General features: G+C 33.3%; 25 protein-coding genes. 10 read left to right on the forward strand and 15 right to left on the reverse strand.

The annotated features are described in order from the left end of the window. Window positions 1-17: 17 nt before the first annotated feature. The 6 genes from OLM57_RS17720 to OLM57_RS17745 all read right to left on the reverse strand — a co-directional run bounded on the left by OLM57_RS17720 (window position 18) and on the right by OLM57_RS17745 (window position 6,474). Complete coding sequence (locus OLM57_RS17720; RefSeq protein ID WP_264565017.1) at window positions 18-1,484, reverse strand: oligosaccharide flippase family protein; 1,467 nt, start codon at window positions 1,482-1,484, stop codon at window positions 18-20. Window positions 1,485-1,534: 50 nt separating this feature from the next. Then, window positions 1,535-2,827, reverse strand: a complete 1,293-nt coding sequence (locus OLM57_RS17725; protein ID WP_264565018.1) for a glycosyltransferase family 4 protein — start codon at window positions 2,825-2,827, stop codon at window positions 1,535-1,537. A gap of 24 nt (window positions 2,828-2,851) precedes the next feature. Then, on the reverse strand, window positions 2,852-3,313 hold the full coding sequence (locus tag OLM57_RS17730) for a nucleotidyltransferase (protein ID WP_264565019.1): 462 nt from the start codon (window positions 3,311-3,313) through the stop codon (window positions 2,852-2,854). A 9-nt stretch (window positions 3,314-3,322) separates the two neighbouring features. Then, the gene (locus OLM57_RS17735) at window positions 3,323-3,475 is read right to left on the reverse strand and encodes a hypothetical protein (protein ID WP_264565020.1); all 153 of its coding nucleotides are present in this window, start codon (window positions 3,473-3,475) and stop codon (window positions 3,323-3,325) included. Window positions 3,476-3,621: 146 nt separating this feature from the next. Beyond that, window positions 3,622-6,051, reverse strand: a complete 2,430-nt coding sequence (locus tag OLM57_RS17740) for a YfhO family protein (RefSeq protein ID WP_264565021.1) — start codon at window positions 6,049-6,051, stop codon at window positions 3,622-3,624. A 141-nt stretch (window positions 6,052-6,192) separates the two neighbouring features. Continuing rightward, window positions 6,193-6,474: a DUF4834 family protein gene (locus OLM57_RS17745; RefSeq protein ID WP_264565022.1), complete on the reverse strand. Its 282-nt coding sequence runs from the start codon at window positions 6,472-6,474 to the stop codon at window positions 6,193-6,195. Window positions 6,475-6,610: 136 nt separating this feature from the next. On the opposite strand from OLM57_RS17745, the gene OLM57_RS17750 reads away from it, so the two are divergent. Together OLM57_RS17750 and OLM57_RS17755 are read left to right on the forward strand one after the other, a co-directional pair. Beyond that, window positions 6,611-7,564 carry a transporter gene (locus tag OLM57_RS17750; protein ID WP_264565023.1) on the forward strand — a complete coding sequence of 318 codons (954 nt, stop codon included), beginning with the start codon at window positions 6,611-6,613 and terminating at the stop codon, window positions 7,562-7,564. 18 nt (window positions 7,565-7,582) lie between these two features. Next, complete coding sequence (locus OLM57_RS17755; RefSeq protein ID WP_264565024.1) at window positions 7,583-8,701, forward strand: GTP cyclohydrolase; 1,119 nt, start codon at window positions 7,583-7,585, stop codon at window positions 8,699-8,701. An 84-nt stretch (window positions 8,702-8,785) separates the two neighbouring features. Here the strand turns inward: OLM57_RS17755 and OLM57_RS17760 are convergent, their stop codons facing one another. After that, window positions 8,786-9,166, reverse strand: coding sequence for a PUR family DNA/RNA-binding protein (locus OLM57_RS17760; RefSeq protein ID WP_264565025.1), 381 nt, complete (start codon window positions 9,164-9,166; stop codon window positions 8,786-8,788). A gap of 67 nt (window positions 9,167-9,233) precedes the next feature. Beyond that, window positions 9,234-10,994, reverse strand: coding sequence for an ABC transporter ATP-binding protein (locus OLM57_RS17765; protein WP_264565026.1), 1,761 nt, complete (start codon window positions 10,992-10,994; stop codon window positions 9,234-9,236). 199 nt (window positions 10,995-11,193) lie between these two features. Between OLM57_RS17765 and OLM57_RS17770 the strand changes: the two genes are divergently transcribed. From OLM57_RS17770 to yajC, 4 genes are all read left to right on the forward strand, one after another. Further along, window positions 11,194-12,300, forward strand: coding sequence for a Glu/Leu/Phe/Val dehydrogenase (locus tag OLM57_RS17770; RefSeq protein ID WP_319800255.1), 1,107 nt, complete (start codon window positions 11,194-11,196; stop codon window positions 12,298-12,300). Window positions 12,301-12,532: 232 nt separating this feature from the next. After that, window positions 12,533-13,444: a transcription antitermination factor NusB gene (nusB, locus tag OLM57_RS17775; protein WP_264566927.1), complete on the forward strand. Its 912-nt coding sequence runs from the start codon at window positions 12,533-12,535 to the stop codon at window positions 13,442-13,444. 9 nt (window positions 13,445-13,453) lie between these two features. Continuing rightward, the gene (locus OLM57_RS17780) at window positions 13,454-13,879 is read left to right on the forward strand and encodes a DUF1573 domain-containing protein (protein WP_264565027.1); all 426 of its coding nucleotides are present in this window, start codon (window positions 13,454-13,456) and stop codon (window positions 13,877-13,879) included. Between the two features lie 31 nt (window positions 13,880-13,910). Next, on the forward strand, window positions 13,911-14,183 hold the full coding sequence (yajC, locus tag OLM57_RS17785; protein WP_264565028.1) for a preprotein translocase subunit YajC: 273 nt from the start codon (window positions 13,911-13,913) through the stop codon (window positions 14,181-14,183). A 75-nt stretch (window positions 14,184-14,258) separates the two neighbouring features. Here yajC and OLM57_RS17790 read toward each other — a convergent pair whose 3' ends face one another. The 5 genes from OLM57_RS17790 to OLM57_RS17810 form a co-directional block, all read right to left on the reverse strand. Continuing rightward, on the reverse strand, window positions 14,259-14,813 hold the full coding sequence (locus OLM57_RS17790) for a hypothetical protein (protein WP_264565029.1): 555 nt from the start codon (window positions 14,811-14,813) through the stop codon (window positions 14,259-14,261). Between the two features lie 279 nt (window positions 14,814-15,092). Further along, window positions 15,093-15,428, reverse strand: a complete 336-nt coding sequence (locus tag OLM57_RS17795) for a DUF1801 domain-containing protein (protein WP_264565030.1) — start codon at window positions 15,426-15,428, stop codon at window positions 15,093-15,095. 17 nt (window positions 15,429-15,445) lie between these two features. Beyond that, the gene (gene pepT / locus OLM57_RS17800) at window positions 15,446-16,720 is read right to left on the reverse strand and encodes a peptidase T (protein ID WP_264565031.1); all 1,275 of its coding nucleotides are present in this window, start codon (window positions 16,718-16,720) and stop codon (window positions 15,446-15,448) included. Between the two features lie 163 nt (window positions 16,721-16,883). After that, window positions 16,884-17,639, reverse strand: coding sequence for a hypothetical protein (locus OLM57_RS17805; RefSeq protein WP_264565032.1), 756 nt, complete (start codon window positions 17,637-17,639; stop codon window positions 16,884-16,886). Between the two features lie 290 nt (window positions 17,640-17,929). After that, window positions 17,930-19,843 (reverse strand): SPFH domain-containing protein, encoded by a 1,914-nt coding sequence (locus OLM57_RS17810; RefSeq protein ID WP_264565033.1) that lies wholly within the window; start codon window positions 19,841-19,843, stop codon window positions 17,930-17,932. 233 nt (window positions 19,844-20,076) lie between these two features. Between OLM57_RS17810 and OLM57_RS17815 the strand changes: the two genes are divergently transcribed. Both OLM57_RS17815 and OLM57_RS17820 read left to right on the forward strand, forming a co-directional pair. After that, the gene (locus OLM57_RS17815; protein ID WP_264565034.1) at window positions 20,077-22,149 is read left to right on the forward strand and encodes a CotH kinase family protein; all 2,073 of its coding nucleotides are present in this window, start codon (window positions 20,077-20,079) and stop codon (window positions 22,147-22,149) included. Between the two features lie 15 nt (window positions 22,150-22,164). Next, window positions 22,165-23,127 (forward strand): ion channel, encoded by a 963-nt coding sequence (locus tag OLM57_RS17820; protein WP_264565035.1) that lies wholly within the window; start codon window positions 22,165-22,167, stop codon window positions 23,125-23,127. Here the strand turns inward: OLM57_RS17820 and OLM57_RS17825 are convergent. Then, window positions 23,117-23,809: an SIR2 family NAD-dependent protein deacylase gene (locus OLM57_RS17825; protein WP_264565036.1), complete on the reverse strand. Its 693-nt coding sequence runs from the start codon at window positions 23,807-23,809 to the stop codon at window positions 23,117-23,119. The two genes, OLM57_RS17820 and OLM57_RS17825, sit on opposite strands and share 11 nt — an antisense overlap. Window positions 23,810-23,872: 63 nt before the next feature. Between OLM57_RS17825 and OLM57_RS17830 the strand changes: the two genes are divergently transcribed. Next, entirely contained in the window at window positions 23,873-24,532 is a 660-nt protein-coding gene (locus OLM57_RS17830) for a TrmH family RNA methyltransferase (protein ID WP_264565037.1), read from the forward strand. Between the two features lie 27 nt (window positions 24,533-24,559). Beyond that, the gene (locus OLM57_RS17835) at window positions 24,560-25,552 is read left to right on the forward strand and encodes a phosphotransferase (RefSeq protein WP_264565038.1); all 993 of its coding nucleotides are present in this window, start codon (window positions 24,560-24,562) and stop codon (window positions 25,550-25,552) included. A 257-nt stretch (window positions 25,553-25,809) separates the two neighbouring features. Here the strand turns inward: OLM57_RS17835 and OLM57_RS17840 are convergent, their stop codons facing one another. Beyond that, complete coding sequence (locus OLM57_RS17840; protein WP_264565039.1) at window positions 25,810-26,577, reverse strand: carboxypeptidase-like regulatory domain-containing protein; 768 nt, start codon at window positions 26,575-26,577, stop codon at window positions 25,810-25,812. Window positions 26,578-26,644: the final 67 nt, after the last annotated feature.

Consider the following 26,644-nt stretch of genomic DNA (forward strand, 5'->3'; position numbering starts at 1 on the left):
CGAACTCGTGAACAGAATTATTTGCTTTTTAACTTAACAAGCAATTTATCCAGTACCGCGTTAATTTCTGGAGATACAACCATTTTATAATTCAAATAAATATAAACAATGGTAACCAAAACAGACTTCAAAGCAATAGCAATTAAAGGATTCATTGGGAACTGCCAAAAATAAAACAGTAAAAACACAACAAAAGTCAACCCAATGGAATGCAATGTTTGAATCGTAAATGGATATAAATGCATGCGTTTTACCACAAAAAGAAGTTTAGCCAGACTATAAAAAGTAATTGACAATAAAGTAGCAAAAGCCGAACCAATAATACCAAATAAAGGGATGAAAATCATATTTAGAACCACAGTCAAAATAACCAAACCTACTCCTAAAAACAGTACTGCCCGGTAATATTTCGAATTAAAAATAATAGCATTATTATTCCCCAAAATCAAGTCAAAATATTTAGACAGACCAATCATAAATACCACAACAATTCCACCACTATATTCTTTTGGAACCATTTCGTACAATTGATTAATATTCACAAAAATGCAAAGCATTACAAACCCACCCACTATTTGTAAATTAATAGATGTCTTTTTATATAAAGAATTAAGCTCATCGTGTTTGTTTTCATGCATTAATTTTGCTGTAATAGGATACACAATTTGGTGCATCGCGCGACTTGGAACCGAAATAACCAAAGCAATATATGTCGCTACAGAATAGTAGGCAATATTTTCAATTTTCATATATTGATTCAACATTATTTTATCACCATCCAACAATAAATTGGCAACGCTTCCTGACAAAATAATATAAAAAGTATACTCTAATATCCCTTTTACATTTTCGGGTATTACAAATTGAAAAACCGGTTTTTTGATATAAAAAGCATAAAACATAGTGACAACCAATGCCAAAAAGTAAATGCCAGCCGTAACATAAACAAACTGCACTACAGTAATCCAATGAAAATAGACTCCAATCAAAGTGAATAACGAAAACAAACGCAAACCTACTTCTTTAATAAAATTGCCAAAAACCGAGTGCATGTGAACTCTTGCCCAAGCATAAAATATTTCGAAATAAGCCATACACAAAGCCGTAAACGGAATAAGCAACACAAATGTTCTGACGATCGGGTTTTTTTTGGAAACAAAAATTAAAATGTCATCATAAAAGAACAAACCTAAAATCGCCAAAGGAATACACATCAATAGCGGAAATAGCACTGTAAATGACAAAAACTGCGACCGTTCGTCTTCGGTTTTATACTGTGCATAGAATTTTACAAGCGTGTTTTGCATCCCAATAGCAAACAAAGGCATAATTACATTGGCTGCTGACAGAATATAATTCGTTAATGCATAATAAGTAGCGCCAAGAAAAATGGGATATAAATAAAGAGTATTTATGGCACCAATTCCAAAACCAATGTAGGTTATTATTGTATTCTTTAAAGACTGATTTAATACTATGCCCATTAAATGGAGTTTAAAAGTTTAAGGTTTAAAAAGTTTAAAGTCGAAAAATCCTAAACTTTTGAATGAATCAATTGTACCAATTCCTTGGTCAGATTTTTTCTGGAATATTTTTGCAAACCTACACCATACGATTGTAAATTTCCTTGTAAAAATTGATTATAATATTCTAATATCAAATTTTTTAGTTTCGTTTTCTCTGAATATTCGAAGAAAACACCTGTATTGGTCTCTTTAATAATTTCAGCAAAATCAGAATCTTTTGGACCAATTGCAATAATCGGTCTGTTTGAAACCATATATTCAAATAATTTCCCCGGAATAATGCTTTTGGTTTCCTCAGAATTGATTTCGATAAGCAATAAAACTTGCGAATTTCTTTGATGTGCTATAGCTTCGGAATGAGAAACATAACCTAAATTCTTAACATACGAATCCAAATTAAATTGTGAAATCGTTTCCAAAACTTCCTGACTCACCGCTCCTATCAATTTTATCTCCAAATGCGTTTTAAAATCTGGAATTTCCTGAAGCAATTCTGCCAAACTATCCCATAGAATCATTGGATTCCTTTCAGATAGAAAAGAACCAATATGTGCCAGACTGAATTTAGTATCGAGAATTACTTTGGTTGTGGGTTCGGTATCATAACCATTGGTAATAACTACAATAGGCTTATTGGTAATATCTTCAAATTCAGTTTTAGTGGTTTTGCTGGTCACGATAATTGTGTCGGCAATATTCAAAACCTGATATTCTAGTGCCTTGTGTTTTCTTGCGGCTCTTGTCGAAAGTTTCAATGATTTGTGATACCCAATAGTTGTCCACGGATCTCTAAAATCAGCCAACCAAGTTATATTTAATTTTTGTTTTAAAGTCAAACCGATCAAATGCAAACTATGTGGCGGACCAGAAGTAACAATAGTATCAATATTATTTTCCAAAATGTATTTTTCCAAAAAAGAAACAGAGGGTTTTACCCAATACACTCTAGCATCTGGAATAAATAAATTTCCTCGAATCCATAACAACATTTTATCGAGAAAAGATTGTTTTTTCTGGTTGGGAATGATACCCGAACTGATTTTTTTAGTTTTATTTTTAGAAAAAAAAGAAGCCAATTGATAAGGTTCAAATATTGGTCTTTTTATAATAATGGCACTGTCCGAAACTTCTTTTTCTAAATTTACATCAACAATAGGATAAGTAGGATTCTCCGGGATATAAACAATCGGCTGAATATCAAAATCGGGTAAATATTTGACAAACTTAAGCCAACGCTGCACGCCTGGTCCACCTGCCGGCGGCCAATAATAGGTTATGATGAGGATTTTTTTTGAGTTCAATTTTAATGGTTTTGTGATATTGGATTATAAATTTCTATTTAATTTCTCAAGCTCTTCTATATCTAGCAAATCTTTTGGCCGATTTGCAGCTTTCTTGGCAATGATCAAATTTTCATAATCTATAAAATAAACTGGAATATCACTAATTTCTGCTATGTATGCTTTTTCTAAAAGTTGTTCAAACTTGGTATTTTCTAGACCTTTTACGGAGGTCATAATATCTAATCGCAAATTAAAATTCAATGTAATATCAGTACATCCTGGTATAAATTGCATTGTATTTAAATTTTCAAAATTCCCTATTCCCGCTTGTTTTAAGGCTTCTCTTAAATTTTCTCTATTCTCGATTGAATCTTCTATAAAAATATCTATGTCACCCGTATTTCGTCCATAGCCATAGATATTCACTGCAAACCCGCCTATAGTCAAATATTTAACTTTATTTAAAGAAAAGTATTTCCAAATTTCTACTATTTGACTATTCATTGAATTAATTTATTGTTTTTTTACAGTATTCAAAAGATAAGAAATTTCTATAATAGCCATCAGTTTTTCAAAACGTTGTTGTGGTGTCATTTTTTTTATCTCTTCGATATACCTTGCTTCCATTATAGAAGGATGAGCATGATTTAATATAGTTGCTTTCATAATTTTTAAAATAACTAAGTCAAATTTACAAAATTAACTTTATCTATTTTCTTATCGTCGCATATCATAAATTCGTAACCTCTTTTTGGTGTTAGTCAAAAACGAATATGGAAACTTTTAGCTTGACTTGAGAACTAAAAGACATTTTACTTGTAACTTTTAGCTATTTCAATTCCTTTCTTCCTTTCAAAGTAAATCCCTCCAACCAACAAAAACAACATTCCAATACAACTTACAAGTGTAATCAGACCTCCCGTTTTCACAACCTGAGGATCAAACTTAAACTCAATGCTATGCTTCCCTGCTGGAACTACAATGGCTCTCAAAGTATAATCTGCTCGCACAATCGAGGTTTCTTTTCCGTCTATAAAGGCTTTCCAGCCTTTTTCATAATACATTTCAGAGAAAACTGCCAATCCATCTTTTGAATTATTTGAAGTATATTTTAAATCGTTCGGTTTATACGAATCTAAAGTAATTGTCGCCGAACTGTCTTTGGCGAAAGCCTTATTTTTTATATCCCCAAACTCTTTTTCATTAATAATCGCAACTTGTTTAGAATTTAATTTATTCAATCCCTTCATCTCCTCATCCGTATTTTTAACCCATTTTACTTGACTAACAAACCAGGCATTTCCATTGGCATCCGGATTGATAATTGGATATTCTTTACCTTCTTTGTCGGTTTGGATAACGTATTTGACATTCAGCATATTCAGAACTTCGGTATTGTTTTTGGCAATTTGGTAATCAAACAATTGTTGCATTCTTTTGGGTCTCACCGCGCTATACCCGCCTATCGCTTTGTGAAAATAAGATGTTCTTCCCTGCATTAATCCTTGTACATCAAACACACGGTAGATAGTAGGATCCTGCAAAATTTGAGCATCGGTAGGTGTTTCCTGAAAAGGAACTTCGACTTCTCTGGAACTTATAAAATCTTTGTTTGAAACATAATTTTTATCAACAAAAAACAAATCGGAAACCATAAATAATCCAACCAAAATAATGGCGGTGTTTTGCGCAATTCTATTTTTTATAAACAACCATAAAACACCCGCTGATATCAGAATAAAAAATCCTGACCGCAATAAATCGGCACTGTATAATGATTTACGATCAGCTTTAAGAGCATCTACAAAACTAGGCCCGTAACTTTCTAGGAAATAACTGTCGCTGGCTCCTGAAAAATTGAACAAGCTTTTAGACAAAAACAAAAGTATAATCAGCCCTAAACCTACAGCTCCTGATTGCAATAATGGTTTCAGTTGTTTCTCTTTCTCAACTTTAAAGAACGATTGTAAACCCATTATAGCAAGAATAGGAAAACATAATTCCAAAATGACTTGAATAGAAGAAACCGCTCTAAACTTATTATACATCGGGATATAATCAATACAAAAATCGGTCAAGGCAGGAAAATTTTTCCCCCAAGAAAGAATTAAGGATACAAAAGCGCCTCCTAGGAATGCATACTTAATTTTTCTTTCATCAATAAACAAAGCCAAAATTGCCAAAAAGAAAACAACTGCTCCTATATAAGCTGGCGCCGATACTATGGGTTGATCACCCCAATACGTTGGCATTGCTGAAACAAAATCAGTAGCTTGGGTTTCTGGAACTCCTTGCGAAATCATAAACTCAAACATACTGCTGTCTGTACCGATATTTTCATTATTAGAGCCTCCAAAAAGCCTAGGAGCTATCAAATTAAAACTTTCGGCAATCCCATAGCTGTATTCTGTAATATAATCACGAGTCATGGCACCATCACTAGTACTTTTCGACCCATCAGGATTAAATGTTAAATCACTTTTTCCTCGAATACTAAAATCGGCATATTCTTTCGTTGCCAATAAATTTCCGGCATTGGCCCCAATGGCAAATATTCCTGCGCCAATTAGTGTTCCTACAGAATACAGTAATGATTTATACTCCTTTGTTTTAATTCCCTCATAAATAAAATACCCTGAAAGAATCAATAATAATATCAATAAATAAAAAGTCATTTGAAAGTGATTGGCATTCAATTCCAGCGCCAACGCAAACATCGCCAGCAAACCGCCCCAAATATATTTTCGCTGAAAAACAATTACAAAACCTGCAACCACAAGTGGCATAAAAGCAATAGCGTGTGCTTTGGCATTATGCCCCACTCCCAATATTATAATCAAATAGGTAGAAAAACCAAATGCCAATGCTCCAAAAAAAGCTTTGAGCGGATCTGCCTTCATTACTAACATCAAAATATAAAAGCTCAGAAAATATAAAAATAAATAATCTGCTGGGCGTGGCAAAAAGCGCAATAAATCATCTATTTTCCCAATATAATCGTGTGGATAATTGGCTCCTAATTGGTATGTTGGCATTCCTCCAAAGGCTGAATTGGTCCAGTAAGGCTCGGCATGTTCTGTGGCTCTAAAATCATTTTGTTCTTTGGCGATACCCGTATATTGTGCAATATCAGATTGAAAAATTTGCTTTCCTTGTACAACAGGGAAAAAATAAAGTACAGAAATAAGTACAAAACCAAGAATGGCTAGCGCGTGCGGAAAGAACTTTTGAAGTTGCTTCATTAATATGATTTTAGATTTTAGAATTAGGATTTTAGAGTCTAATATTACAACAAAAAAATACTAAATACTCAATATTGGAATTTGGAATTTTATTTTTTGAATTTAACTTGCTTTTACTATTCCCCTTTAAGGACCAAGGCACTAATCAATCTCTTCGTAATCTACATAATCTCCAACTTTTTTAGTTTCGCGGGGATTTTTGTCATTTGCGGTATTGATTATTATTTCGTCGTTATTGGGTGTTTTTTTCCAAGTTGTATTCTGGGCATGTTGCTGCTGTTGCTGAAAATTTTGCCCCGCTTTTTCCACTACCTTTTTTACTAATAAAGGCAAAAACAATTTGGCCAAAAATTTAAAAATATAATAGAAAGCAATGATATAAAATAATGTTTCTATAAAACCTGTAAAAGAGGCTGTTTGCATATTCAAATGATTTTTTTGCAAAATTAATAAATCCAACTCGAAGTTTCGAGGCAAAATAAAAATATCATTCTTAAATAAATGATAAAATATAGTACATTTGAAATGCGTTATATCCATTTAACTCAAATATTTTAGTATGTTCAAAATCAAAAAAATACTTATTGCCTTTATTTTCTTAATTCCAACCATTCATTATGGACAACACACGGACGAAATCAATTCGAACAGACCAGGTGAATCCATGTCAGCTTTTGCTGTTGGAAAAACTGTTTTCCAGGTAGAAACTGGTGTTTTTGGCATTCAGGAAAGCCATAGTTTATCAAAATATGATGCCAACGGATTTGGTTTTGATATGGAATTAAGATACGGAGCCTTTCTTGAAAATTTAGAATTCATCGCTGATATTCAATATGTAAACGAAACGTTCGACTACCCGATGAACACGGTAGATAAATCCGATTTTAAACAAACCGTTTTGGGAGCAAAGTACTTAATTTATGACCCCAATAAAGGTTACAAAAGACAAGTTGATTTGTATAGCTGGAAAAACAATCATAAATTCAATTGGCATCAGGTAATTCCTGCTGTCGCCATTTTTGCCGGAGCAAATTTTACGGGTGCTGACAATCCGTATTCCTTTTCTCCAGAATCGAGTATTTCTCCAAAAATAGTTTTGATTTTACAAAACCATTTAGGTGATGGATCTTGGGTTTTTGTTACCAATATTATTTCCAATTATATGACAACCGATTATCCTAGCTTGAGTTATATCTTGACATTGACCAAAGGAATTAATGAAAGATGGTCGGCTTTTATAGAAAATCAGGGAATAAAAAGTGATTTTTACAGTGACGAAGTAATAAGAGGAGGAGCTGCATTTTTAATAAATAAAAACATGCAGGTAGATGCCTCCATAAGTACCAATTTTAAAGATACGCCCTCTATCGTTTATGGCGGAGTTGGAATGTCTTGGCGCTGGGACGGTCACTACAAAGAAGTGCACCTTTTGACAAAAGAAGAAGAAGCCGCCGAAAAAATGGCCAAAAAAAGTAAGACTACCAGAGGATTTAAAAAATCAAAGAAGAAATAAAATATCACTTAGAACAGAATGATAACCATACAAGAAGCCAAGTCCAAAAACGAATTAATCGAATTCATAAAATTCCCTTTCACTTTATACAAAGACAATACATATTGGGTTCCGCCTATTATTGCTGATGAACTGGAAACGTTTGACAAAACCAAAAATCCTGCTTTTGAAAGTGCCGAAGCTTTCTTTTTTATAGCTCTAAAAAACGAAAAAATAGTTGGCAGAATCGCTGCTATAATCAACTGGGATGAAGTCAATAACCAACAAAAAAAGAAAGTCCGTTTTGGCTGGTTTGACGTTATAGATGATATCGAAGTAACCAAAGCATTACTCGAAAAAGTATATGAGTTGGGTAAAGCTAACAATCTCGAATATGTAGAAGGCCCCATGGGATTCTCTAATCTAGACAAAGTAGGCGTGCTTACGGAAGGTTTTGATGAATTGGGTACTATGATCACTTGGTACAATTATCCTTATTATGCGAGTCATTTTGAAAAACTTGGATATGTAACAGAGAAAGAATATCTGGAACACAAGTTCCCATTTGCCAATGCAAAACCTGAATTTTTCGAAAAAATAAATGAGTTAGTCAAAAAAAGATACCAACTAAAGCCCATTAATTTTAAATCTACCAAAGACGTTATGCCATATGTAGATAAAATGTTTGATTTGTTTAACGAATCTTACGCGAGTTTATCCTCATTTGTTGCTATAACAGATATTCAAAAAGAATATTTCAAGAAAAAATACATCAGTTTTATCAATCCGGAATATATAAAATATGTAGAAGACAAAGATGGAAATCTAGTTGCTTTTGCCATCGTAATGCCTAGTTTTTCCAAGTCCTTGCAAAAAGCCAACGGCAAATTATTCCCTTTTGGGTTTCTTCATTTATTAAACGCCAGACGCAACAGTAAAGATGTAGTTTTTTACCTTATTGGAGTTCATCCAGAATATCAGAACAAAGGAGTCACTGCCATCATTTTTAATGAATACCACAAAACCTTTACCAAAAAAGGAATTGAAAATTGTTTCAGGACACCAGAATTAGCAGATAATCTAGCAATACAATTGATTTGGAAAAATTTTAATCCAGTGGTGCATTGCAGAAGAAAAACATATAGAAAAGAATTGTAAAAAGAAATTAAACTATTAAATATAAAAAGCCGAAAATCATTATATTTTCGGCTTTTATATTTAAGTAAGTAATCGTTGTAATAATTAAATATCATCAAATTCGATATCCGTAAAACTGGAAACATTCGGGATGATATCTTCGTCAGTTTTCTCCAAAACGTATTCTTTTTTGAAGTCTCTTTGGTGTCTTTCAGATATAACTTCTTCGCCTTTGTGGTTCAAAACATAGGAAGTCATTTCTTCTAAAATTTCTGCAAAAGCGGTAAAATCTTCTTTATACAAATAGATTTTATGTTTTTTGAAATGAAAAGAACCATCTTCTTCGGTAAACTTTTTACTTTCAGTAATGGTAATATAATAATCATCTGCCTTGGTTGCTCTCACATCAAAGAAATAAGTTCTTCGTCCGGCTCTTAAAACTTTTGAAAATATTTCTTCTTTTTCTAACATGTCATTTTCTCTCATAATCGTATCGTCATTTTTTTATTTAATAGCAATCAAAAATCTTAAAAATTTATGTATTATCCAACAATTAAAGCAATTCTTTTTCTGAAAGTTGCTTCAAATAAAGAGCAGAATAGTGTCCTTTTTCATTTATCAGTTGATTATGAGTACCTTGTTGAATAATTTTACCGTCTTCGAGAATAATAATTTTATCAGCATTCTTTGCCGATGAAACGCGATGACTTACGATTATAGTAGTTTTGTTTTTACAAATTTCGTGAAGATTATTTAATATAGCTTCTTCGGTTTCAGTATCAACTGCAGACAAACAATCATCAAAAAGCAAGATCTGTGGATTTTTTATGATGGCACGCGCAATAGAAACCCTTTGTTTTTGCCCCCCCGACAAGGTGATGCCTCTTTCTCCAAGAATGGTATCGTATTGTTTATTAAAACCTACAATATTGTCATGCACTACAGCACTTTTCGCAGCAGCTTCCACTTCCAGATCCGTTGCGTCTTCTTTTCCAAATTTGATATTATTCTTGATACTATCCGAAAAGAGAAACGCATCCTGAGGCACTACTCCAATACTGTTACGCAGGTCAAATAAATTGAGTTGACTGATTTCTTTGTTATCAATGGTAATTTGGCCACTGGTTACATCATAAAGTCTCGAAATCAAAGAAACAATAGTTGATTTTCCTGATCCAGTTTTGCCCAATATTGCCAAGGTTTCTCCTTTTTGGACCGTGAAAGATACATTCTGCAATGCTTTTATATGGGTATCTTCATAGGTATAACTCACATTGTCAAAAGTGATACTGCCTTCGATTTTCGAGTGGCTCAGATTTTTGTTTTTTATATCAGGTACGATTTTTAAGAATTCATTGAGCCTTTTTTGGGAGGCCTCAGCTTCCTGAACCATCGAAGAAACCCAACCCAAAGAAGCAACTGGCCAAGTAAGCATGTTTACATACAAAATGAATTCGGCAATAGTACCAATGTTTTTTATAGTCCCATCTATGTACATTAACCCTCCAAAATAAATCACAATCAAGTTACTCACTCCAATAAGAGCGAGCATTAATGGTCCAAACAACGATTGCACTTTGGCCAAACTCAGACTCTTGCTTTTGCTTTCATTGGCCAGATCCGACATAATAACCTGATTTTGATCTTCCAACGAATAGGCTTTTATTACTCTTATTCCAGAGAAAACTTCTTGGGTATAGCTTGAGACTTTGGATAAATATTGTTGAAAAGTGGTGCTTCTTTTGTTGATTTCAGAACTCAATTTAAAAATACAATACGATAATATAGGCAATGGCAATATTGTATATAAAGTGAGTCGAGGAGATACATTATACATATAACCAATTACGATAGCAAAACGAATAAAAGTGTTGATAGTGTACATTACAGCTGGCCCAACGTACATTCTTACTTTAGACACATCTTCGCTGATGCGATTCATTAAATCTCCAGTACGATTTTGTTTGTAGAAATTTTGCGATAGATTTTCGTACTGACGGAACACTTCATTTTTCAAATCAAATTCAATGTGGCGCGACATAACAATCAACGTTTGACGCATTAAGAAAGTCAAAAAACCTGCAATGATGGTAGTAGCTATAATCAGTAAAATATTTGAAATTAACTGCTGACTTATAATACTGGTATCAACGGCTTTACTTTTAGAAAAAGCTTCAATTTCATTAAATGATTTACTGATCAGCTTTGGTGTAAACAAAGAAAATATTTGTGCGATTATAGTGATAAATATCCCAAGTAAAAAACTGTATTTGTACTTAATGAAATATTTATTTAAATAGCGTAATTCTTTCATATTTTAAGATATTCGATATTGAATTGTTTTTGTTTTTTATTTAATGTTTAAATTTTAACAATTGTTATAAAAATTTGTCTGTTGCAAAAAATTGCTGAATATTTATTTTAAGATAAATTTAATGCTGTATATTTATTTATTATGTATGTTTGAGACATCATTTTAATAAATTCGTAATTTTTAACTAAAAAATAATACTATGAATGCTACTGTTACTACTGGAAAAGAACTTCAAAAAATGGATCCTGTTTTTGGACAATTGTCTTTTAACGATCACGAGCAAATTGTTTTTTGTAACGACAAAGATACAGGATTAAAAGCAATTATTGGTATTCATAATTCGGTTATGGGGCCTGCATTGGGCGGAACCCGTATGTTTAATTATGCCAATGAATGGGAAGCTTTGAATGATGTTTTGCGTCTTTCCAGAGGGATGACTTATAAAGCAGCAATTACAGGATTGAATATTGGTGGTGGAAAAGCGGTTATTATTGGTGATGCCAAAACCCAAAAAACTCCCGAATTGATGCGTAAATTTGGAGAATTTGTACATTCGTTAAGCGGAAGATATATTACGGCTGAAGATGTAGGAATGGAAACTGCCGACATGGATCTTGTGAGAGACGTAACACCTTATGTTACGGGAATCTCTGAAGAAAGAGGTGGAGCAGGTAATCCGTCTCCGGTTACAGCTTTTGGAGTTTACATGGGAATGAAAGCGGCTGCTAAACAACAATTTGGTTCAGAAAAATTAGAAGGCAAAAAAATATTGGTTCAAGGTATTGGACATGTGGGTGAAACTTTGGTTGAATATTTGACAAAAGAAGGAGCTCAAGTTTTTATTGCTGATATCAATGAAGAAAAATTGTATCAAGTAGCGGCAAAATATAATGCACAAGTATTTACAGGAGACGATTTGTACAGTGCCGATGTCGATATTTATGCACCTTGTGCTATGGGAGCCACAATTAATGATAACACGGTAAACAAAATAAAAGCCAAAGTAATTGCAGGTGCTGCCAACAATCAATTGGCAAACGAAAATACACACGGGTTGATTTTGCAAGAAAGAGGAATTCTTTATGCTCCGGATTTCTTGATTAATGCAGGAGGAATCATCAACGTTTATGCTGAATTGGCTCATTATGACAAAGCAGAAATCATGCGTAAAACCGAAAATATTTACAATACAACATTGGAGATATTTGACTATGCTGTTGCCAATGCAATAACAACACATCAGGCTGCCTTGACTATTGCACAAAATCGTATTGATTTAAGAAAGATAGAAAACAGTAAGAAATAGTTTTAAGTATACAAATTTAAGTCTCAGTTTTTCAGTCCCGCTTTGGGCTGAAAACTGAGATTTCTATTTTCAGTTGACCACAAAACTACAACAGCGACTGAAAACTGCAATTAAAATTTATCAAATAAAACGGTTATAATTTTCATTTAAGGGATGAAATTCTTATTTTTGCAGACTAATTTTAAAAAGTTCTTACAAGGTGGTAAACAGAAGACACATTCGAGTTAAAGTCATGCAATCTATTTATGCAATGCATCAAAATGGTTCTGACAATCTAGAAAAAGAAGAAAAATTTCTTTTTTACAGCATTGATGCCATTCAGGATTTATACCTTATAATGCTATCGTCTTTGATAGAAATTTGTAAAAAAGAAACGGTTTTTTTACACCTGTCGAGCCAAAAACACTTAGCTACTAAAGAAGAACGCAATCCGAACGAAAAATTCATCAAAAACAGTATTTTTCAAATTCTTGCCGAAAACAATTCCCTTAGTATTGCTTTAGAAAATCGTTCCATCAACAATTGGACATTAAACGATGATTATATTATTCTATTGCTTAATGCCATAAAAGAAAGCTATTTGTATGCTAAATATATGAGCAATACAATAAATACTTTTGAAGAAGACAAAGAATTCATAATTAATATATTCACAGATGTAATTGTTCCTAACGAAAAATTATACGAATATATTGAAGATGATAAATTGACCTGGATTGATGATATCCCGTTGGTAAATACCCATATCATCAAACAACTAAAAGCCATCAAACAAGGTGAGGATGACAACTTTAGAGTTCCAAAATTATACAAAGACAACGAAGATAAAGCTTACGTAAAAGATTTATTTAGAAAAACTGTTTTAAACGAAGCGGAACTGGCCAAAGAATATGTAGACAAAACTCCCAATTGGGATAGCGACAGAATCGCTGAAATTGACACTATCATTCTAAAAATGGCAATTTGCGAATTTTTAAAATTCCCTTCAATTCCCGTAAAAGTAACATTGAATGAATATTTAGAATTGGCAAAAGAATACTCTACACCAAAAAGCAGTATTTTTATCAACGGAATTTTAGACAATTTGGTAAAAGAACTTGAGGCAAATAAAAAAATTGTCAAAATCGGAAGAGGTTTGATGTAATTTTTCGTAATGAATAAAAAAGCAATACATATACTATTAGTTTTGGTAACGATTTTACTATCGTCCTGCAAAAACAATACTGACTCTGCAAAGAATGACGGAAAATTTCCAGAAATAACTTTTTCAAAAAAAACATATGATTTTGGCTCAGTTAATCAAGGAGATATTGTAGAAACCGAATTCGAATTTACAAATTCAGGAAATAAGGACTTGTTAATAACACAGGCAACAGGATCTTGTGGTTGTACCATACCCGATTTTCCCAAAAGAGCCATTCAACCTGGTGAAAGTGAAAAAATTAAGGTTTCGTTTAATTCAACAGGAAAAAGCGGAATGCAAAACAAAACTGTAACAATTGAATCGAATACAAAAGCAGGCATTGAAACAGTAAACATAACAGCAAATGTAATTCCAAGGACTGGAATCGCACAATAATTCTTTAAAACAAAAACTAAATATTTAAATTATGGGACAATTAACTCAATTTGCACCGTTTCTATTAATGTTTGTAGTGATCTATTTCTTTATGATCAGACCACAACAAAAAAGAGCCAAAAACGAAAAAGAATTCGAAAGCGCATTGAAAGTAGGTGACAAAATCATCACAAAAAGTGGACTTCACGGTAAAATTGCTGAGCTTGCAGATACTACAGTTGTTATTGAAACAATGTCAGGAAAGTTAAAAATGGAACGTTCTGCTATTTCTATGGAAATGAGTGCTTCATTGGCAAAAAAATAATTATTCTAGCTCATAAAAAAATCCCAAATTCAGTTTATTTGAATTTGGGATTTTTTAGTTTAAAAAAGGATTTTATTATTTTTTACTCTTTTTTCCTTTTTTAGATTTTTTTGCTTTTGCTTTAGCTTTTTTCTCTTTAGCTTTAGCTTTTAACTTTGCTTTTTTGGCTTTATCCTTTTTGGCTTTCTTTGCTTTTTTGGCTTTTGCTTTTGCTTTTTCTTTAGCTTTCGCTTTTTTGGCTTTTTCTTTTTCTTTTTCGCTCATTTTTACTTTGTTTTTTTTCTTTTTCTTATCTCCGTTTTTTTCTTTCGGAATTAGTACTCCTTCTTCAACTTTAATTTCTTCTTTTACAATGGCAACCATCTCAGCTTTTGGAGCTGGAACAGCTACTTTTGCTCTACTTGGTCTAGTTCTTGTAGCTGTAGAAACAGATTTTACAGTAGCCGGTTTTACAGTCATAGGTTTAACAACAACTGGCTTTGGAGTAGCAGGCTTTACTACAGCACGTTTTACAATCGCAGCAGTTGAAGCAGCAGGTTTTGTAACAACTGGTTTTACCTCTTTTGGCAACTCATTAGTTCCTGATAATGTTGCATCAGGAATAACATTTTCTTCTTTTTTTTCTATCATAATAGTATTTATTTTAATATGTGATTTGTTCTATTAATGCTATAGATGAAATGGGGTCTCTTTAAAAAAATCTTCAATGTTAAATAATTGTTAGATTTATATTAACAAATATAATGAATAATAACACAGCCTAATGTTAAGCTTTTGCGAATTTAAAAAAAAATTCTAAGGATTTTTCTTGGTTTTAAATCAAAACGAATCAAAATATTTTAAACTTCAGGAAGTGAAAGTTTGCAATTTGAAAAAAAAATCCCAAAAACAAATTTTGGGATTTTAGAATTATTTTATGCCTTGTTTTTCAATTTCAATTGCTTCTGCAATATAACTCAAAATGGTTTCTTCATCGATCTCTTCTTTTGAAGTAAATCTCCATTGTCGCATTGATTTTGTTATTCCTTCTTGGGCATTTACTAATTTTTTATTTGGGTCTTTTAGATGAACTCCTTTAAAAAACCATATTGCAAAGAAATGTTTGAAGCCTGCAATACCAATCACATTTTTAGCATTAAAAACATAAACTGGTCCGCCCCACTTGGTTGTTTCTACCAATTCGGTTTTGGCAATCATCGACTTCAGAAGATCCAATTCAGTTTTCCAAATATTTGTTTTATCCATGTATTTAGGATATAGAATTATTTTTTCTTCGGATTTTCTCCTATTTTTAAATAGTCCCCTTTTGCAGTCAACTCTGCAATTCTCACAATCACTTCTACCGCTTTTTGCATACTTTCAACAGGAACATATTCATATTTTCCGTGAAAGTTATGTCCCCCAGCAAAGATATTAGGACAAGGCAAGCCCTTGTAGGATAATTGACATCCATCTGTACCGCCACGAATGGGTTTGATTAATGGTCGGATTCCGAGTTCTCTCATCGCTTTTTCGACAATAAAAACAATATGTTTTACAGGAAGCACCTTCTCTTTCATATTGTAATATTGATCCTTTACTTCGGCAATGACAATATCTTCCCCAAATTTTTTCGCAAATCGTCTATTGATTTTTTTAGTGATTTTAGCAATTAGTTCTTTGCGTTTTTCGAATTTCAATTTATTATGGTCTCTAATAATTAATTCCAAAACTGTTTCCTCAATACTGCCTGTTAAGTGATGGACATGAAAAAAACCTTCGTATCCTTTGGTTTCTTGAGGTGTTTCGTCTTTTGGCAATTCATTTATAAATTCATTGGCAATAAGCATTGAATTGATCATTTTCCCTTTGGCATAGCCAGGATGCACACTTTTTCCTTTGAAAGTAATTTTGGCACCAGCGGCATTAAAATTTTCATATTCTAATTCGCCTACTTGGCTACCATCCATTGTATAAGCCCAATCGGCTCCAAATTTATCAACATCAAAATGATGAGCTCCACGACCTATTTCTTCGTCCGGAGTAAATGCTATTCTAATTTTTCCATGTTTGATTTCAGGGTGATTCACAAGGAATTCCATAGCTGTAACTATTTCGGTAATTCCGGCTTTGTCATCAGCTCCCAATAAAGTAGTACCATCTGTTGTGATTAAGGTTTGCCCTTTGTACTGTAATAAATCTTTGAAATAAGAGGGTGATAAGACGATATTTTGTTCTGCATTCAAAACAATATCCTTGCCATCATAATTGGAAACTATTTGTGGTTTTACATTAGCTCCGCAAAAATCAGGGGAAGTGTCAAAATGAGAAATAAAACCAATAGTAGGAACTTCTTCTGTTATATTACTTGGCAATGTCGCCATTATATAAGCCTTATCGTCGATAGTAATATCTTCTAGTCCAATTTGTTTTAATTCTTCTACAAGTTTGTTGGCCAAATCCCATTGTTTGTGAGTGCTTGGTGTTGATTCTGAACTCGAATCAGATTCTGTATCAATTGTTACATAACTAATAAAGCGATCTATAATATGTTGCATGGTATTTATTTTTAACAAAGATAAACATTTTTAAAAAAGAGATTGTCTGATTTTATTAGAGTTGCAGTCCTATTGGACAAAAAAAAAATCCGCTAAAGCGGATTTTCAAAATAAATTGGTTTTAGTTTTGTTTTAGTAAAGATAGATATTTAAAGATAGATATTTATTGTTTCGCGGCTTTTTCGGCTGCTATTTTAGCTTCAGCTGCTGCTTTTTTCTCAGCTTCAGCTGTAGCTTTTGCAATTTGCTCTTCTAATAGTGTTGATTTTTGCAAAGCTTCTTTTGCTGATTCAGCTAATTTTGCATCTGCTTCAGCTTTTTCTTTTTTGAGTTTTTCGACATCTTTTGATAATTTTTCTTGAGCATCTTTAGCTTTTTCAGCTTCTTTCTCATATGAAGCTATTTTTTCTTTGGAAATTTTTTCAGCTTCTTCTGCTGCTTTTTTATCAGCTTCCGCTTTTGCTTTGGCAGCAACAGCAGCTTCTTTGGCAGCTTTTGCATCAGCTTCGGCTTTTGCTTTAGCCTCTATGGCTGCTACTCTTGCAGCTTCCTTAGATTCAGCTGCTCCTTTTGCATCCGCTTCCGCTTTTGCTTTTGCAGCAATTGCAGCTTCTTTTGCCGCAGCTATTTTGGCTTGCTCTGCCGCTTTTTTGTCAGCCTCCGCTTTTGCTTTTGCAGCTTTTTCTTCTGCCACTTTGGCTTCGGCAAGTGCTTTTTTTTCAGTTTCAATTTTTGCTAAATATGCTTTTTCTTGATCTTTTAAATCTTGCATTTGTTTTTTAAAATCAATTGGAGCAGTTGTCGTCACGGTTTCTTTTGTAATAACTTCGGAAGTAGTTTCAGTACTACTGGACTCTTGGGCAAAGAAAACTGGAGTTACAAATAGAAAAGCAATAATAAAACATATTTTTAATTTCATGATTTAGTGGTATTTGGTTTGACATTTATAATTTTGGTTGAAACAAATATAACTTTTTTTTCATTTTTCTGTATTTTTATTCATAAATTTTTTCTAAATTTTTCTAACAATCGTAATTTTTTTTCGTAATGAATTGTTTTTAGAAAGAAAACCTATGAAAATTTTTCTATATATGTTATTTTACTGTACAAACTAATAAATATTTTTTAAAGCCTCCTTTAACAACAAAAAAAAATGCAAAAAAAAATCTACCAACTTTGATAGATTTTTTTTAATACTTAAAACACAAATTATTTTTCTTTTTTTGGTATTTCTTTACTTTTATCGGTGTCCATCATTTCCATGAGTTTCAAACCAAGTAGTCCACTCATAGAACCATCTGTCCCATTTGTGCCAGAAATAAGGACATCGGGAATCACTTTGATTTTTCCTTTGCCTATTTCTTCGGTTATTTTGTATTTTGTAAAATTATCACCACCCATTGCAGAAACTTGTAGTTGGTATGCCTCAGCAGTTGACTTACCAATTGCCATAATCTTCTCTGCTTCGGCAAGACCTGTTTTAGATATTCTTTCGGCTTCGGCACTTGCAGTAAGTTTAGTTGCTTCGGCTTGTGCGCCTGCTCTTGCTTTGGTAGCTTCGGCTTCAGCATTGGCACGCATTTTAGTGGCCTCAGCTTCGGCATTTACATTTAGTTTCAAACTTGTAGCATCTCCTTCAGCTTTTTTGACGGTTGCATCAGCAGTACGCTGTGCGATTTCAACACTTTGTGATGCTTTTACAATTTCTTTTTGCATATCAGCAATGGCAGTTTCTTTTTCCATTCCTTGGCGTTGTTCTTGTGCCATTTTTTGAGTTTGATAGGTTTTTTGCTCTTCTTCGGCAATTTTTCTATCTGTTAATGTCTTCATCAGTGATTCTGGCGGAACAATGTCTCCTATTAAGGTATCAACAGCATTAACATTGTACTCGTCTAATACGACTTTGATATGGTTTTTGGCCGATTCTTGGCGTTCTTTTCTGGTGGAAAGAAATGAAATCACATCACTTTCTTGAGCAGAGTTTCTAAAATAATTTCCGATGGTTGGTTCCAAAACTTGAGAAACTAGGTTGTTCATGCTTCCAAAGCGGGCAATTACCTTTGGTGCTTCATTGGCAGGAACGTGAATAATTTGAGACACATCCAAATTGAAAGGAAAACCATCTTTGGAACGAACCGTAATCGTAGATAGATTTTGGTCTAGATTATGTGATTCGCTCCTGGCATCGGCCCAGTTCAAAACCAAGTTGGTTGTAGGGACGGGTTCTAATTTTGTAGTGTATTTATTAAGTGCATATTTCCCTGGTCCAAAAGGTTCCATCCAAACGCCTCGTTGTCCTTTTGAAACTATATTTCCATGTTTGAACGTATCTCCGGTTACATCTTGTCCGTCTTCTCCGATATAAGAAATTACAACACCTACATAACCAATAGGTACGTCTGTCATAGGAGTTTGTTCGATTTGTATCGCCCAAGAGTTGATGTAATATGATCCTGCAAGCATCACTTGAGGTTGTAATCCACGATTTCCTCCTTTTTTTAGGAATTGATCAAAATCTTGAAAATTATTGTGACCTTCAACAAATTTACCGGCAATTTGTCCAATCGGAATGGGTTCTCCGTCCATGGCAGTTACAATCCCTACCATATTTTCAGAAATTACAATTTGAGGAGAAATCACGACTTCAAACAAATGCGTATTAATACGGTATGATCCTGTTGTAATAAAAGCAGATTGCCTTCCTTTTTGGCCTCCATTATCAAGGAATAAAGTAGCGTCCTGAAAATTATCCGAACTCACCTTTTGAGCCAGAATGCGTCCAGTTGGAATTTCGGCACCATCTTTGCTTAATAACAATCCTATATTTCCTTCTGGTATAATGGTAAAGGATGCCATGTCAATTCCATATTGCCAAGGCCACATAGCCCAATACAATCCTGGAGCAAGGGTTTTGGCTTGGTAACCAGCTTCTCCTTTTGTAGCGATAATTCTGCCGTCTGGTAAAGATTTATCAGCGCCAAAAAGAACAAATTTCTTGGTAACCAATCCGATTTTGTTTTCTGGAACGATTACCATTCCAAAGAAAACACGTAAAACAAATTTGTAAAAAAGTAAGGATAAAACGATTAAGAATATCCACCAATAGGTAAGAAAAAATAGCATAGCGGTTAAGGTTTAGATTACAAACATAATTTAAATTTTCTTTAGTTTCATTCTAAATTTCAAAATAAAATATTCCATTTTTTTTCATTAACAAGGCAATTATTTAGTTCAAAACAATCTATTTTTTTGGCTATTCTAATTCAAAGAATTATACTTAAATAAACGTCGTTTTCTCTATGTCGTTTTACTTTTTCTTATTAACTATTTGGTATATTTGGGAAAATAAATAAAAAATGAAAAAAAAATACTTTTTAAACGCAAATTTGGTTTCAAAAATCTTTCTGGTTTTTGTTTTGATAATTTCAGTGAATGCAAATTCTCAGACTTTTACAGATAGCAACCTTCCTATTGTCCTTATAACAACAGATACTGATCCAAATACTGGACAACCACTTGAGATTCTAGACGATCCCAGAATTCTGGCCAGTATGAAAATAATTAAACATCCAGATGGAAGCAGAAATTATTTGACCGATAGCAATAGCGCTGCATACTTAAATTATAATGGTAGAATTAATATTGAAATACGGGGATCTAGCTCACAGACGCTTCCTAAAAAACCTTATGGACTAACTACCCTAAAATCAGACAATATAAGCAATAATAATGTTAGTTTATTAGGCATGCCAAGTGAGAACGATTGGATTTTGAATTCACTTGCTTTTGACCCATCTTTGATAAGAGATTATTTGTCTTATAATTTATCCAATAACATGGGAGATTATGCATCAAGGACAGCTTACTGTGAAGTTGTAATAAATAGCGTCTATGCAGGTTTGTATCTTTTGCAGGAAAAAATAAAATCAAATTCAAGCAGGGTTAATGTTTTAAAAATAGGAACTTCGGATATAGCCTTTCCTAATGTAACTGGTGGATATATTACAAAAACCGACAAGACTACAGGCGGCGATCCAATTGCATGGACTATGAGTTCTTATCATGAAAATGCCAGTTTTATTCACGAATTGCCAAAACCCGCATCGGTTACTTCGGATCAAAATACATATATTCATGATCAATTTTTAAAATTAGAAACTACTGCAAGTGACAGCGACCCTAACTTAATTACAGGTTACCCATCTGTTATTGATGTACCTTCTTTTGTTGATTTCATGTTAATTAATGAATTGGCTTCAAACGTAGACGCCTATCAATACAGTACTTATTATCATAAGGATAAAGGTGGGAAATTAAGAGCAGGTCCCATTTGGGATTTTAATTTGACTTATGGCAATGATTTGTTTCAATGGGGTTTTGATAGAAGCAAAACAAACGTATGGCAGTTTTCTAATGGAGATAATGAAGGCGCAAAATTCTGGACAGATTTGTTCAATAATACCACTTATAAATGCTATATGGCAAAAAGATGGAATGATTTAATTCAATCCGGACACCCCTTCAATGAGACACAAATTTCGAATTTTATTGATCAAACGGTAAATTATATTAGTGAAGCTACCATCAGGGAAAATCAAAGATGGTCTACAATCCCTAACCATGCCCAAGAAATAATTGGTATTAAGAGTTTTATTTCGAGTAGAATTTCTTGGATGAATACTAATTTAGGATCTTTTTCAGGATGTAACTCAGTAGTAAAACCGGCACTTGTTATTTCTAAAATTAATTATAATCCAAGTATTTCAACAAGTTTTCCGATTAGCAATGATTTGGAATTTATTGAAATTACCAATATGGAAAACACAACGGTGGATTTGACGGGAGTCTATTTCAAAGAATTAGGACTGACGTATCAATTTCCTGCAAACTCTCAAATTCTGGCCAACTCAAGTATCTATCTTACAAGCAATATGACCAGCTTTAATGCAAAATATGATCAAACCGCTTTTGGGCAATTTACCAGAAATTTATCGAATTCTTCCCAAAAAATTGTATTGGCAGATGGTTTTGGAAACACAATTGATACTGTTGAATATTTTGATGCTGCTCCTTGGGCGACACAAGCAGATGGTAATGGAAGTTATCTCAAACTTATAGATACTGCATTAGACAACAATTTGGCTTCAAGCTGGGTGGCAATTTCTGATGCAACTTTATCGACTTCGTCATTTGAAGTCTCGAATTCATTATCCGTTTATCCAAATCCTGTAACAAATGTTTTAAATATTGAATCCAAAAAACCAATTATTGGAATAAAAGTATTCAACATTTTGGGAACTTTGATTAATGAAAAAAAAGGAAATTCAGAAATTAAAAATTATGACTTGACCAATTATTCTAGTGGCGTTTATTTTATAACATTATATAATGATGAAGGCTTTGTGACAAAAAAAATAATAAAGAAATAATATAGGATATTTATTATGGCATTATTTGATCGATTGAATTTAAAAGCCAAATCGCTTGTCAATACAGGATTTGGTAGCAGTGCATCCAGTTATGGAGGGAGGTTCATCAATAAAGATGGCTCTGTAAATTCGGTTAAAAAAGGAATTGGATTTCTGGATAGAATCAGTTGGTATCATACCATGCTAGATATGTCTTCTTGGAAATTCCTTTCTATTCTGTTGTTGTTTTATGTTACTATTAATTTTGTATTTGCTTTACTCTATTTTGGCATTGGAATTGAGCATCTCAATGGAATTGCAACTACAGACGATGTTTGGGTACAATTTGGACAGGCTTATTTCTTTAGTGCACAGACCTTTACCACAGTAGGATATGGACATATAAGCCCAACCGGTTTTTACACTAGTGCATTATCTTCGGCAGAAGCACTAATTGGTTTGTTGAGTTTTGCTATTGCCACTGGTCTTTTTTTTGGTAGGTTCAGTAAGCCTTCTATTTTTTTGAAATTTTCGCATAATGCAATCATTGCTCCTTTTAATGATGGAAAAGCATTAATGTTTCGGCTTGCTCCTTATAAAAACACCAACTATATTGATGCCGAAGTGAATGTGACTCTTGGAATGCGAATTGAAGAAAATGGAGTTATGACTAATAAATTTTACACTTTGGATTTGGAATATCAAAGAATAAATTCGCTGGCGCTGAGTTGGACTTTGGTTCATCCGATTACCAGTGAAAGTCCTTTGTGGGAATTGGCTGCATCTGATTATGATTCGATTTTAGGTGAAATCATTGTGATTATTAAAACTTTTGATGATATGTTTAGTACCACGGTCGCAACTCGCACTTCCTATACTTTTGAAGAAGTGGTTTATGGAGCTAAATTTAAGCCGATGTATACTCGAAGCGAAAATAACAAAAGCACCATTCTGGATTTGGGGCTGTTAAATTCGTTTGATAAAATTGTTATGGATTAGCGAGTAGTTTTTCTTTTAAAATACGAACACCATCAGAAGCGATATTCGGGATTACGTGAAGAGGGTTTCTAAGATTTGGAATTTTTATGGGTTTTGGATCAATATAATAGATTGGAATTTCTTTTCGGGTAAAATCTATTAATCCAGCAGCAGGATAAACTTGTAAAGAAGTACCAATTACTGCAAAATAATCAGCTTGTTCTGTTATTTCTATCGCTTCTTCCAAAGCGGGTACTTGTTCTCCAAACCATACTATATGAGGACGAAGCTGATTTCCTTGTTGGTCAACGTCACCAAAATTCAAATCGTTGGGCCAATCTAGGATATAATTTTCATTTTTGGAACTTCGTACTTTTAATAATTCGCCATGCAAATGAGTAATTTTTGTACTTCCTGCTCGTTCATGCAAATCATCCACATTTTGGGTGATGATGTAAACATCAAAATCTTTTTCCAATTCGGCCAAAATCTGATGCCCAAAATTGGGTTGTACATTTTTTAATTGCTGGCGTCTTTGGTTGTAAAAATCAAGTACCAAAGCAGGATTTTTATACCAGCCTTCGGGAGTTGCGACATCCATTACGTTATGGCCTTCCCATAAACCATCGCTGTCACGGAATGTTTTGATTCCGCTCTCGGCACTAATTCCTGCCCCGGTAAGAACAACTAATTTCTTTTTCATCTGTAAACACATTAGATTATAAAGCTACTCTTTTTTAGTATTTTTGCCAAAAAATAATCTACAATGATTGATCTCGATTACCTTACTTTTCTTGAAAATATTTTAACAGACAACAGGAAGGAAAAATTTTTGAAAGTTTTGAAAGATAGAACCAAACATTTTACCATTGCGGTTGAAGATGTTTTTCAAATGCATAATGCCAGTGCGGTGATGCGAAGTTGTGAGGTTTTTGGAATTCAGGAATTACATGTTATCGAAGAACGTTACGGTAAACGAATCGATAAAGAAATCGCGATGGGAGCCCAAAAATGGGTTGATATTTCGACTTATGACAATGTTACGAATTGTATTGACACTTTGAAGAATAAAGGATATCAAATTATTGCCACCACGCCACACGAGAACGATTGTTTGATGGAGGATTTTGATATTTCAAAACCCAGTGCCTTATTTTTCGGAACCGAGAGAGACGGACTATCAGAGGAGATTTTAACGAGAGCGGATGGTTTTCTTAAAATTCCGATGGTTGGTTTTACGGAGAGTTTGAATATCTCAGTTTCGGCGGCTATTATTATTCAGAATCTAACGAATCGTTTGCGCAATTCGGATATTGACTGGCAATTGACAGAAGAAGAGATTTTGGTCAAAAGATTGGATTGGGCTAAGAAGTCTATCAAGGATATAAAGAGGATTGAAGAAAGGTATTATAGCAATGAAAAGTAATTAGATTACAGAAAAAAACCGAAACAAATGACAACAGAATTTCCAGTAACAAACTCTACACTCTCAGCAAAAGAACTTAGTGAATTTATTCAGCGGAAGTATAATTTAAGTGAAGGCACCGAATGCAAACTTTTCAGAGCTGGAATGAATCACGTTTATATAGTTACGGATATGAAAGAAAAATATGTTTTTCGCGTCTATACTTTTGATTGGAGAACAAAAACAGAAATAGCAGAGGAATTAAGATTGTTAATTCATTTAAAGGAAAATAAAACTCCAGTTTCATTCCCAATAGCGGATAATTTAAATGAGTATATTCAAGAATTTAATGCTCCTGAAGGAAAAAGATTTGGTGTATTATTTTCGTTTGCAGAAGGCACAAAATCAGCAAAATTCACTGCTGAAACAAGTTTTTTTATTGGGCAGGCATTAGCAAAAATTCATAAGTCTGCTGAGAATTTTCCATTAAACAGAATTGTATATAATAATAAAGTTTTGCTTTTTGATTCCCTTGAGCGAACACGAAAATTCTTTAAAAAAGAAACGGATGAAATAAAATTTTTAGAAAGAACTGCCAATTTTCTTCATACTAAATTTAATGAAATTGAGAAAGAGCAAATCAGATATGGGGCAGTTCACCTTGATGTGTGGTTTGATAATATGCATTTTAATGAAGAAAATAAAGTAACCCTTTTTGATTTTGATTTCTGTGGTAACGGATGGTTGTGCTTGGATATTTCGTACTTTTTGTTTCAGTTATTCAGCACAAATTTAGACGAGAATGATTATCAGATAAAAGCAGAAAGTTTTCTAAAAGGATACGAAATTATAACTCCAATCACTAAAGAAGAAAGACGAATTTTGCCCTTTGTTTGTCTCGGAATTATGACATATTATATAAGTATACAATGTGACAGGTATGATAATTGGACAAACATTTTTTTAAATGAAGACCATTTAAAAAGATTTGTTGGTACTTTGAAACGATGGATTGTTTATAATGAAATCGAAATTGAATAAACTAAGTTTAGTTCTAAATTACTTTTAGCAAGTAAATGAAGTAAACAGCTTTTCAGATGAAATATTTTTCCTGATTCAATGCTAAAGTTTCTTGATTGCAGAAATGATGCGTGAGGGATAGAAGCTAGCTACCGAAGTAGCGCGAATAGCCCGACAGCATAAAAAGAAGGGACCGACTAATTAGTGTGATTAGTTGGTCCCTTATTTTTATGGTGGCACGCCCGCATGATGTTAAAAACTGTGATTGAAAACGAAATTTACTTTTTCTTCAAAACTTTGTATTGTTCATAGCAACCGCTTATGGCATCCATGATTTGAAGGTCATTGGCTGTTTTTATAAATGCTTCTGAGTAACTGCAACGGCTTAATATTTCGGCAATTTCGTCTTGATTTACACCAAGCAGTAATGAAATCGTTTCCCTGTCGTATTTGGTTTCCAGAAGATTCCTAACAGTGTCATCCTTTCGCATTTCCTTAAGTCGTTTGAGCTGTTTTGGGTTTTTACCAAAAAAATTATAAAGCATATCGGCGGGATTGAAAATGGATCCCAAGACTTTTCCAAAAGCGCCTGGTGCATATTGACCACCTTCGTAACCTTGACCCAATCCAGAAATGCTATAGCGATAATCTTCTTTTATAGGAATCAACTTAGAGTCAATTTCGAGATAACCCGTAAGGTAATAAGGACTAATGACAACCTCATCGAGAGGAATCGCTTTTTGAGTTATTTGAATGGTTGTTTTTTTATTTTTAATCCAGTCATTGGTTACTCTGACACGTAATGATTGGTAACCAAGAAGTGTAATATGAAGTGTATCGCTTTGTGTTACTGCCAATTCAAAATTTCCTTTTGAATCTGTAGTAGTACCGGTAACTTGATTGATGTTGATGATATTTACATTGGCTAATGGGGTGCCGGTGTTGTCGCTGATTATAGTACCAGAGACTTTTTGAGGGGCTTCAACTGTTTGGGCAATTGAATTTATAGACGCAACTAAAAACAAAAAAACTACAAAATATTTCATAAACTGATTTAAAACTTTAAAAGTAGTAAAACAGGATTAAATATTTTGTAGTTCCAGTATAATTATA

The organism is Flavobacterium sp. N3904 (assembly GCF_025947305.1).
In the GTDB taxonomy this organism is placed as follows: Bacteria; Bacteroidota; Bacteroidia; order Flavobacteriales; family Flavobacteriaceae; genus Flavobacterium.

Coding starts and splice junctions, on each gene's coding strand:
- OLM57_RS17720 (WP_264565017.1), bottom strand. CDS start 1,484: ATGGGCATAGTATTAAATCAGTCTTTAAAGAATACAATAATAACCTAC.
- OLM57_RS17730 (WP_264565019.1), bottom strand. CDS start 3,313: ATGAATAGTCAAATAGTAGAAATTTGGAAATACTTTTCTTTAAATAAA.
- OLM57_RS17735 (WP_264565020.1), bottom strand. CDS start 3,475: ATGAAAGCAACTATATTAAATCATGCTCATCCTTCTATAATGGAAGCA.
- OLM57_RS17740 (WP_264565021.1), bottom strand. CDS start 6,051: ATGAAGCAACTTCAAAAGTTCTTTCCGCACGCGCTAGCCATTCTTGGT.
- OLM57_RS17745 (WP_264565022.1), bottom strand. CDS start 6,474: ATGCAAACAGCCTCTTTTACAGGTTTTATAGAAACATTATTTTATATC.
- OLM57_RS17750 (WP_264565023.1), top strand. CDS start 6,611: ATGTTCAAAATCAAAAAAATACTTATTGCCTTTATTTTCTTAATTCCA.
- OLM57_RS17755 (WP_264565024.1), top strand. CDS start 7,583: ATGATAACCATACAAGAAGCCAAGTCCAAAAACGAATTAATCGAATTC.
- OLM57_RS17760 (WP_264565025.1), bottom strand. CDS start 9,166: ATGAGAGAAAATGACATGTTAGAAAAAGAAGAAATATTTTCAAAAGTT.
- OLM57_RS17765 (WP_264565026.1), bottom strand. CDS start 10,994: ATGAAAGAATTACGCTATTTAAATAAATATTTCATTAAGTACAAATAC.
- OLM57_RS17770 (WP_319800255.1), top strand. CDS start 11,194: ATGAATGCTACTGTTACTACTGGAAAAGAACTTCAAAAAATGGATCCT.
- nusB (WP_264566927.1), top strand. CDS start 12,533: ATGCAATCTATTTATGCAATGCATCAAAATGGTTCTGACAATCTAGAA.
- OLM57_RS17780 (WP_264565027.1), top strand. CDS start 13,454: ATGAATAAAAAAGCAATACATATACTATTAGTTTTGGTAACGATTTTA.
- yajC (WP_264565028.1), top strand. CDS start 13,911: ATGGGACAATTAACTCAATTTGCACCGTTTCTATTAATGTTTGTAGTG.
- OLM57_RS17790 (WP_264565029.1), bottom strand. CDS start 14,813: ATGATAGAAAAAAAAGAAGAAAATGTTATTCCTGATGCAACATTATCA.
- OLM57_RS17795 (WP_264565030.1), bottom strand. CDS start 15,428: ATGGATAAAACAAATATTTGGAAAACTGAATTGGATCTTCTGAAGTCG.
- pepT (WP_264565031.1), bottom strand. CDS start 16,720: ATGCAACATATTATAGATCGCTTTATTAGTTATGTAACAATTGATACA.
- OLM57_RS17805 (WP_264565032.1), bottom strand. CDS start 17,639: ATGAAATTAAAAATATGTTTTATTATTGCTTTTCTATTTGTAACTCCA.
- OLM57_RS17810 (WP_264565033.1), bottom strand. CDS start 19,843: ATGCTATTTTTTCTTACCTATTGGTGGATATTCTTAATCGTTTTATCC.
- OLM57_RS17815 (WP_264565034.1), top strand. CDS start 20,077: ATGAAAAAAAAATACTTTTTAAACGCAAATTTGGTTTCAAAAATCTTT.
- OLM57_RS17820 (WP_264565035.1), top strand. CDS start 22,165: ATGGCATTATTTGATCGATTGAATTTAAAAGCCAAATCGCTTGTCAAT.
- OLM57_RS17825 (WP_264565036.1), bottom strand. CDS start 23,809: ATGAAAAAGAAATTAGTTGTTCTTACCGGGGCAGGAATTAGTGCCGAG.
- OLM57_RS17830 (WP_264565037.1), top strand. CDS start 23,873: ATGATTGATCTCGATTACCTTACTTTTCTTGAAAATATTTTAACAGAC.
- OLM57_RS17835 (WP_264565038.1), top strand. CDS start 24,560: ATGACAACAGAATTTCCAGTAACAAACTCTACACTCTCAGCAAAAGAA.
- OLM57_RS17840 (WP_264565039.1), bottom strand. CDS start 26,577: ATGAAATATTTTGTAGTTTTTTTGTTTTTAGTTGCGTCTATAAATTCA.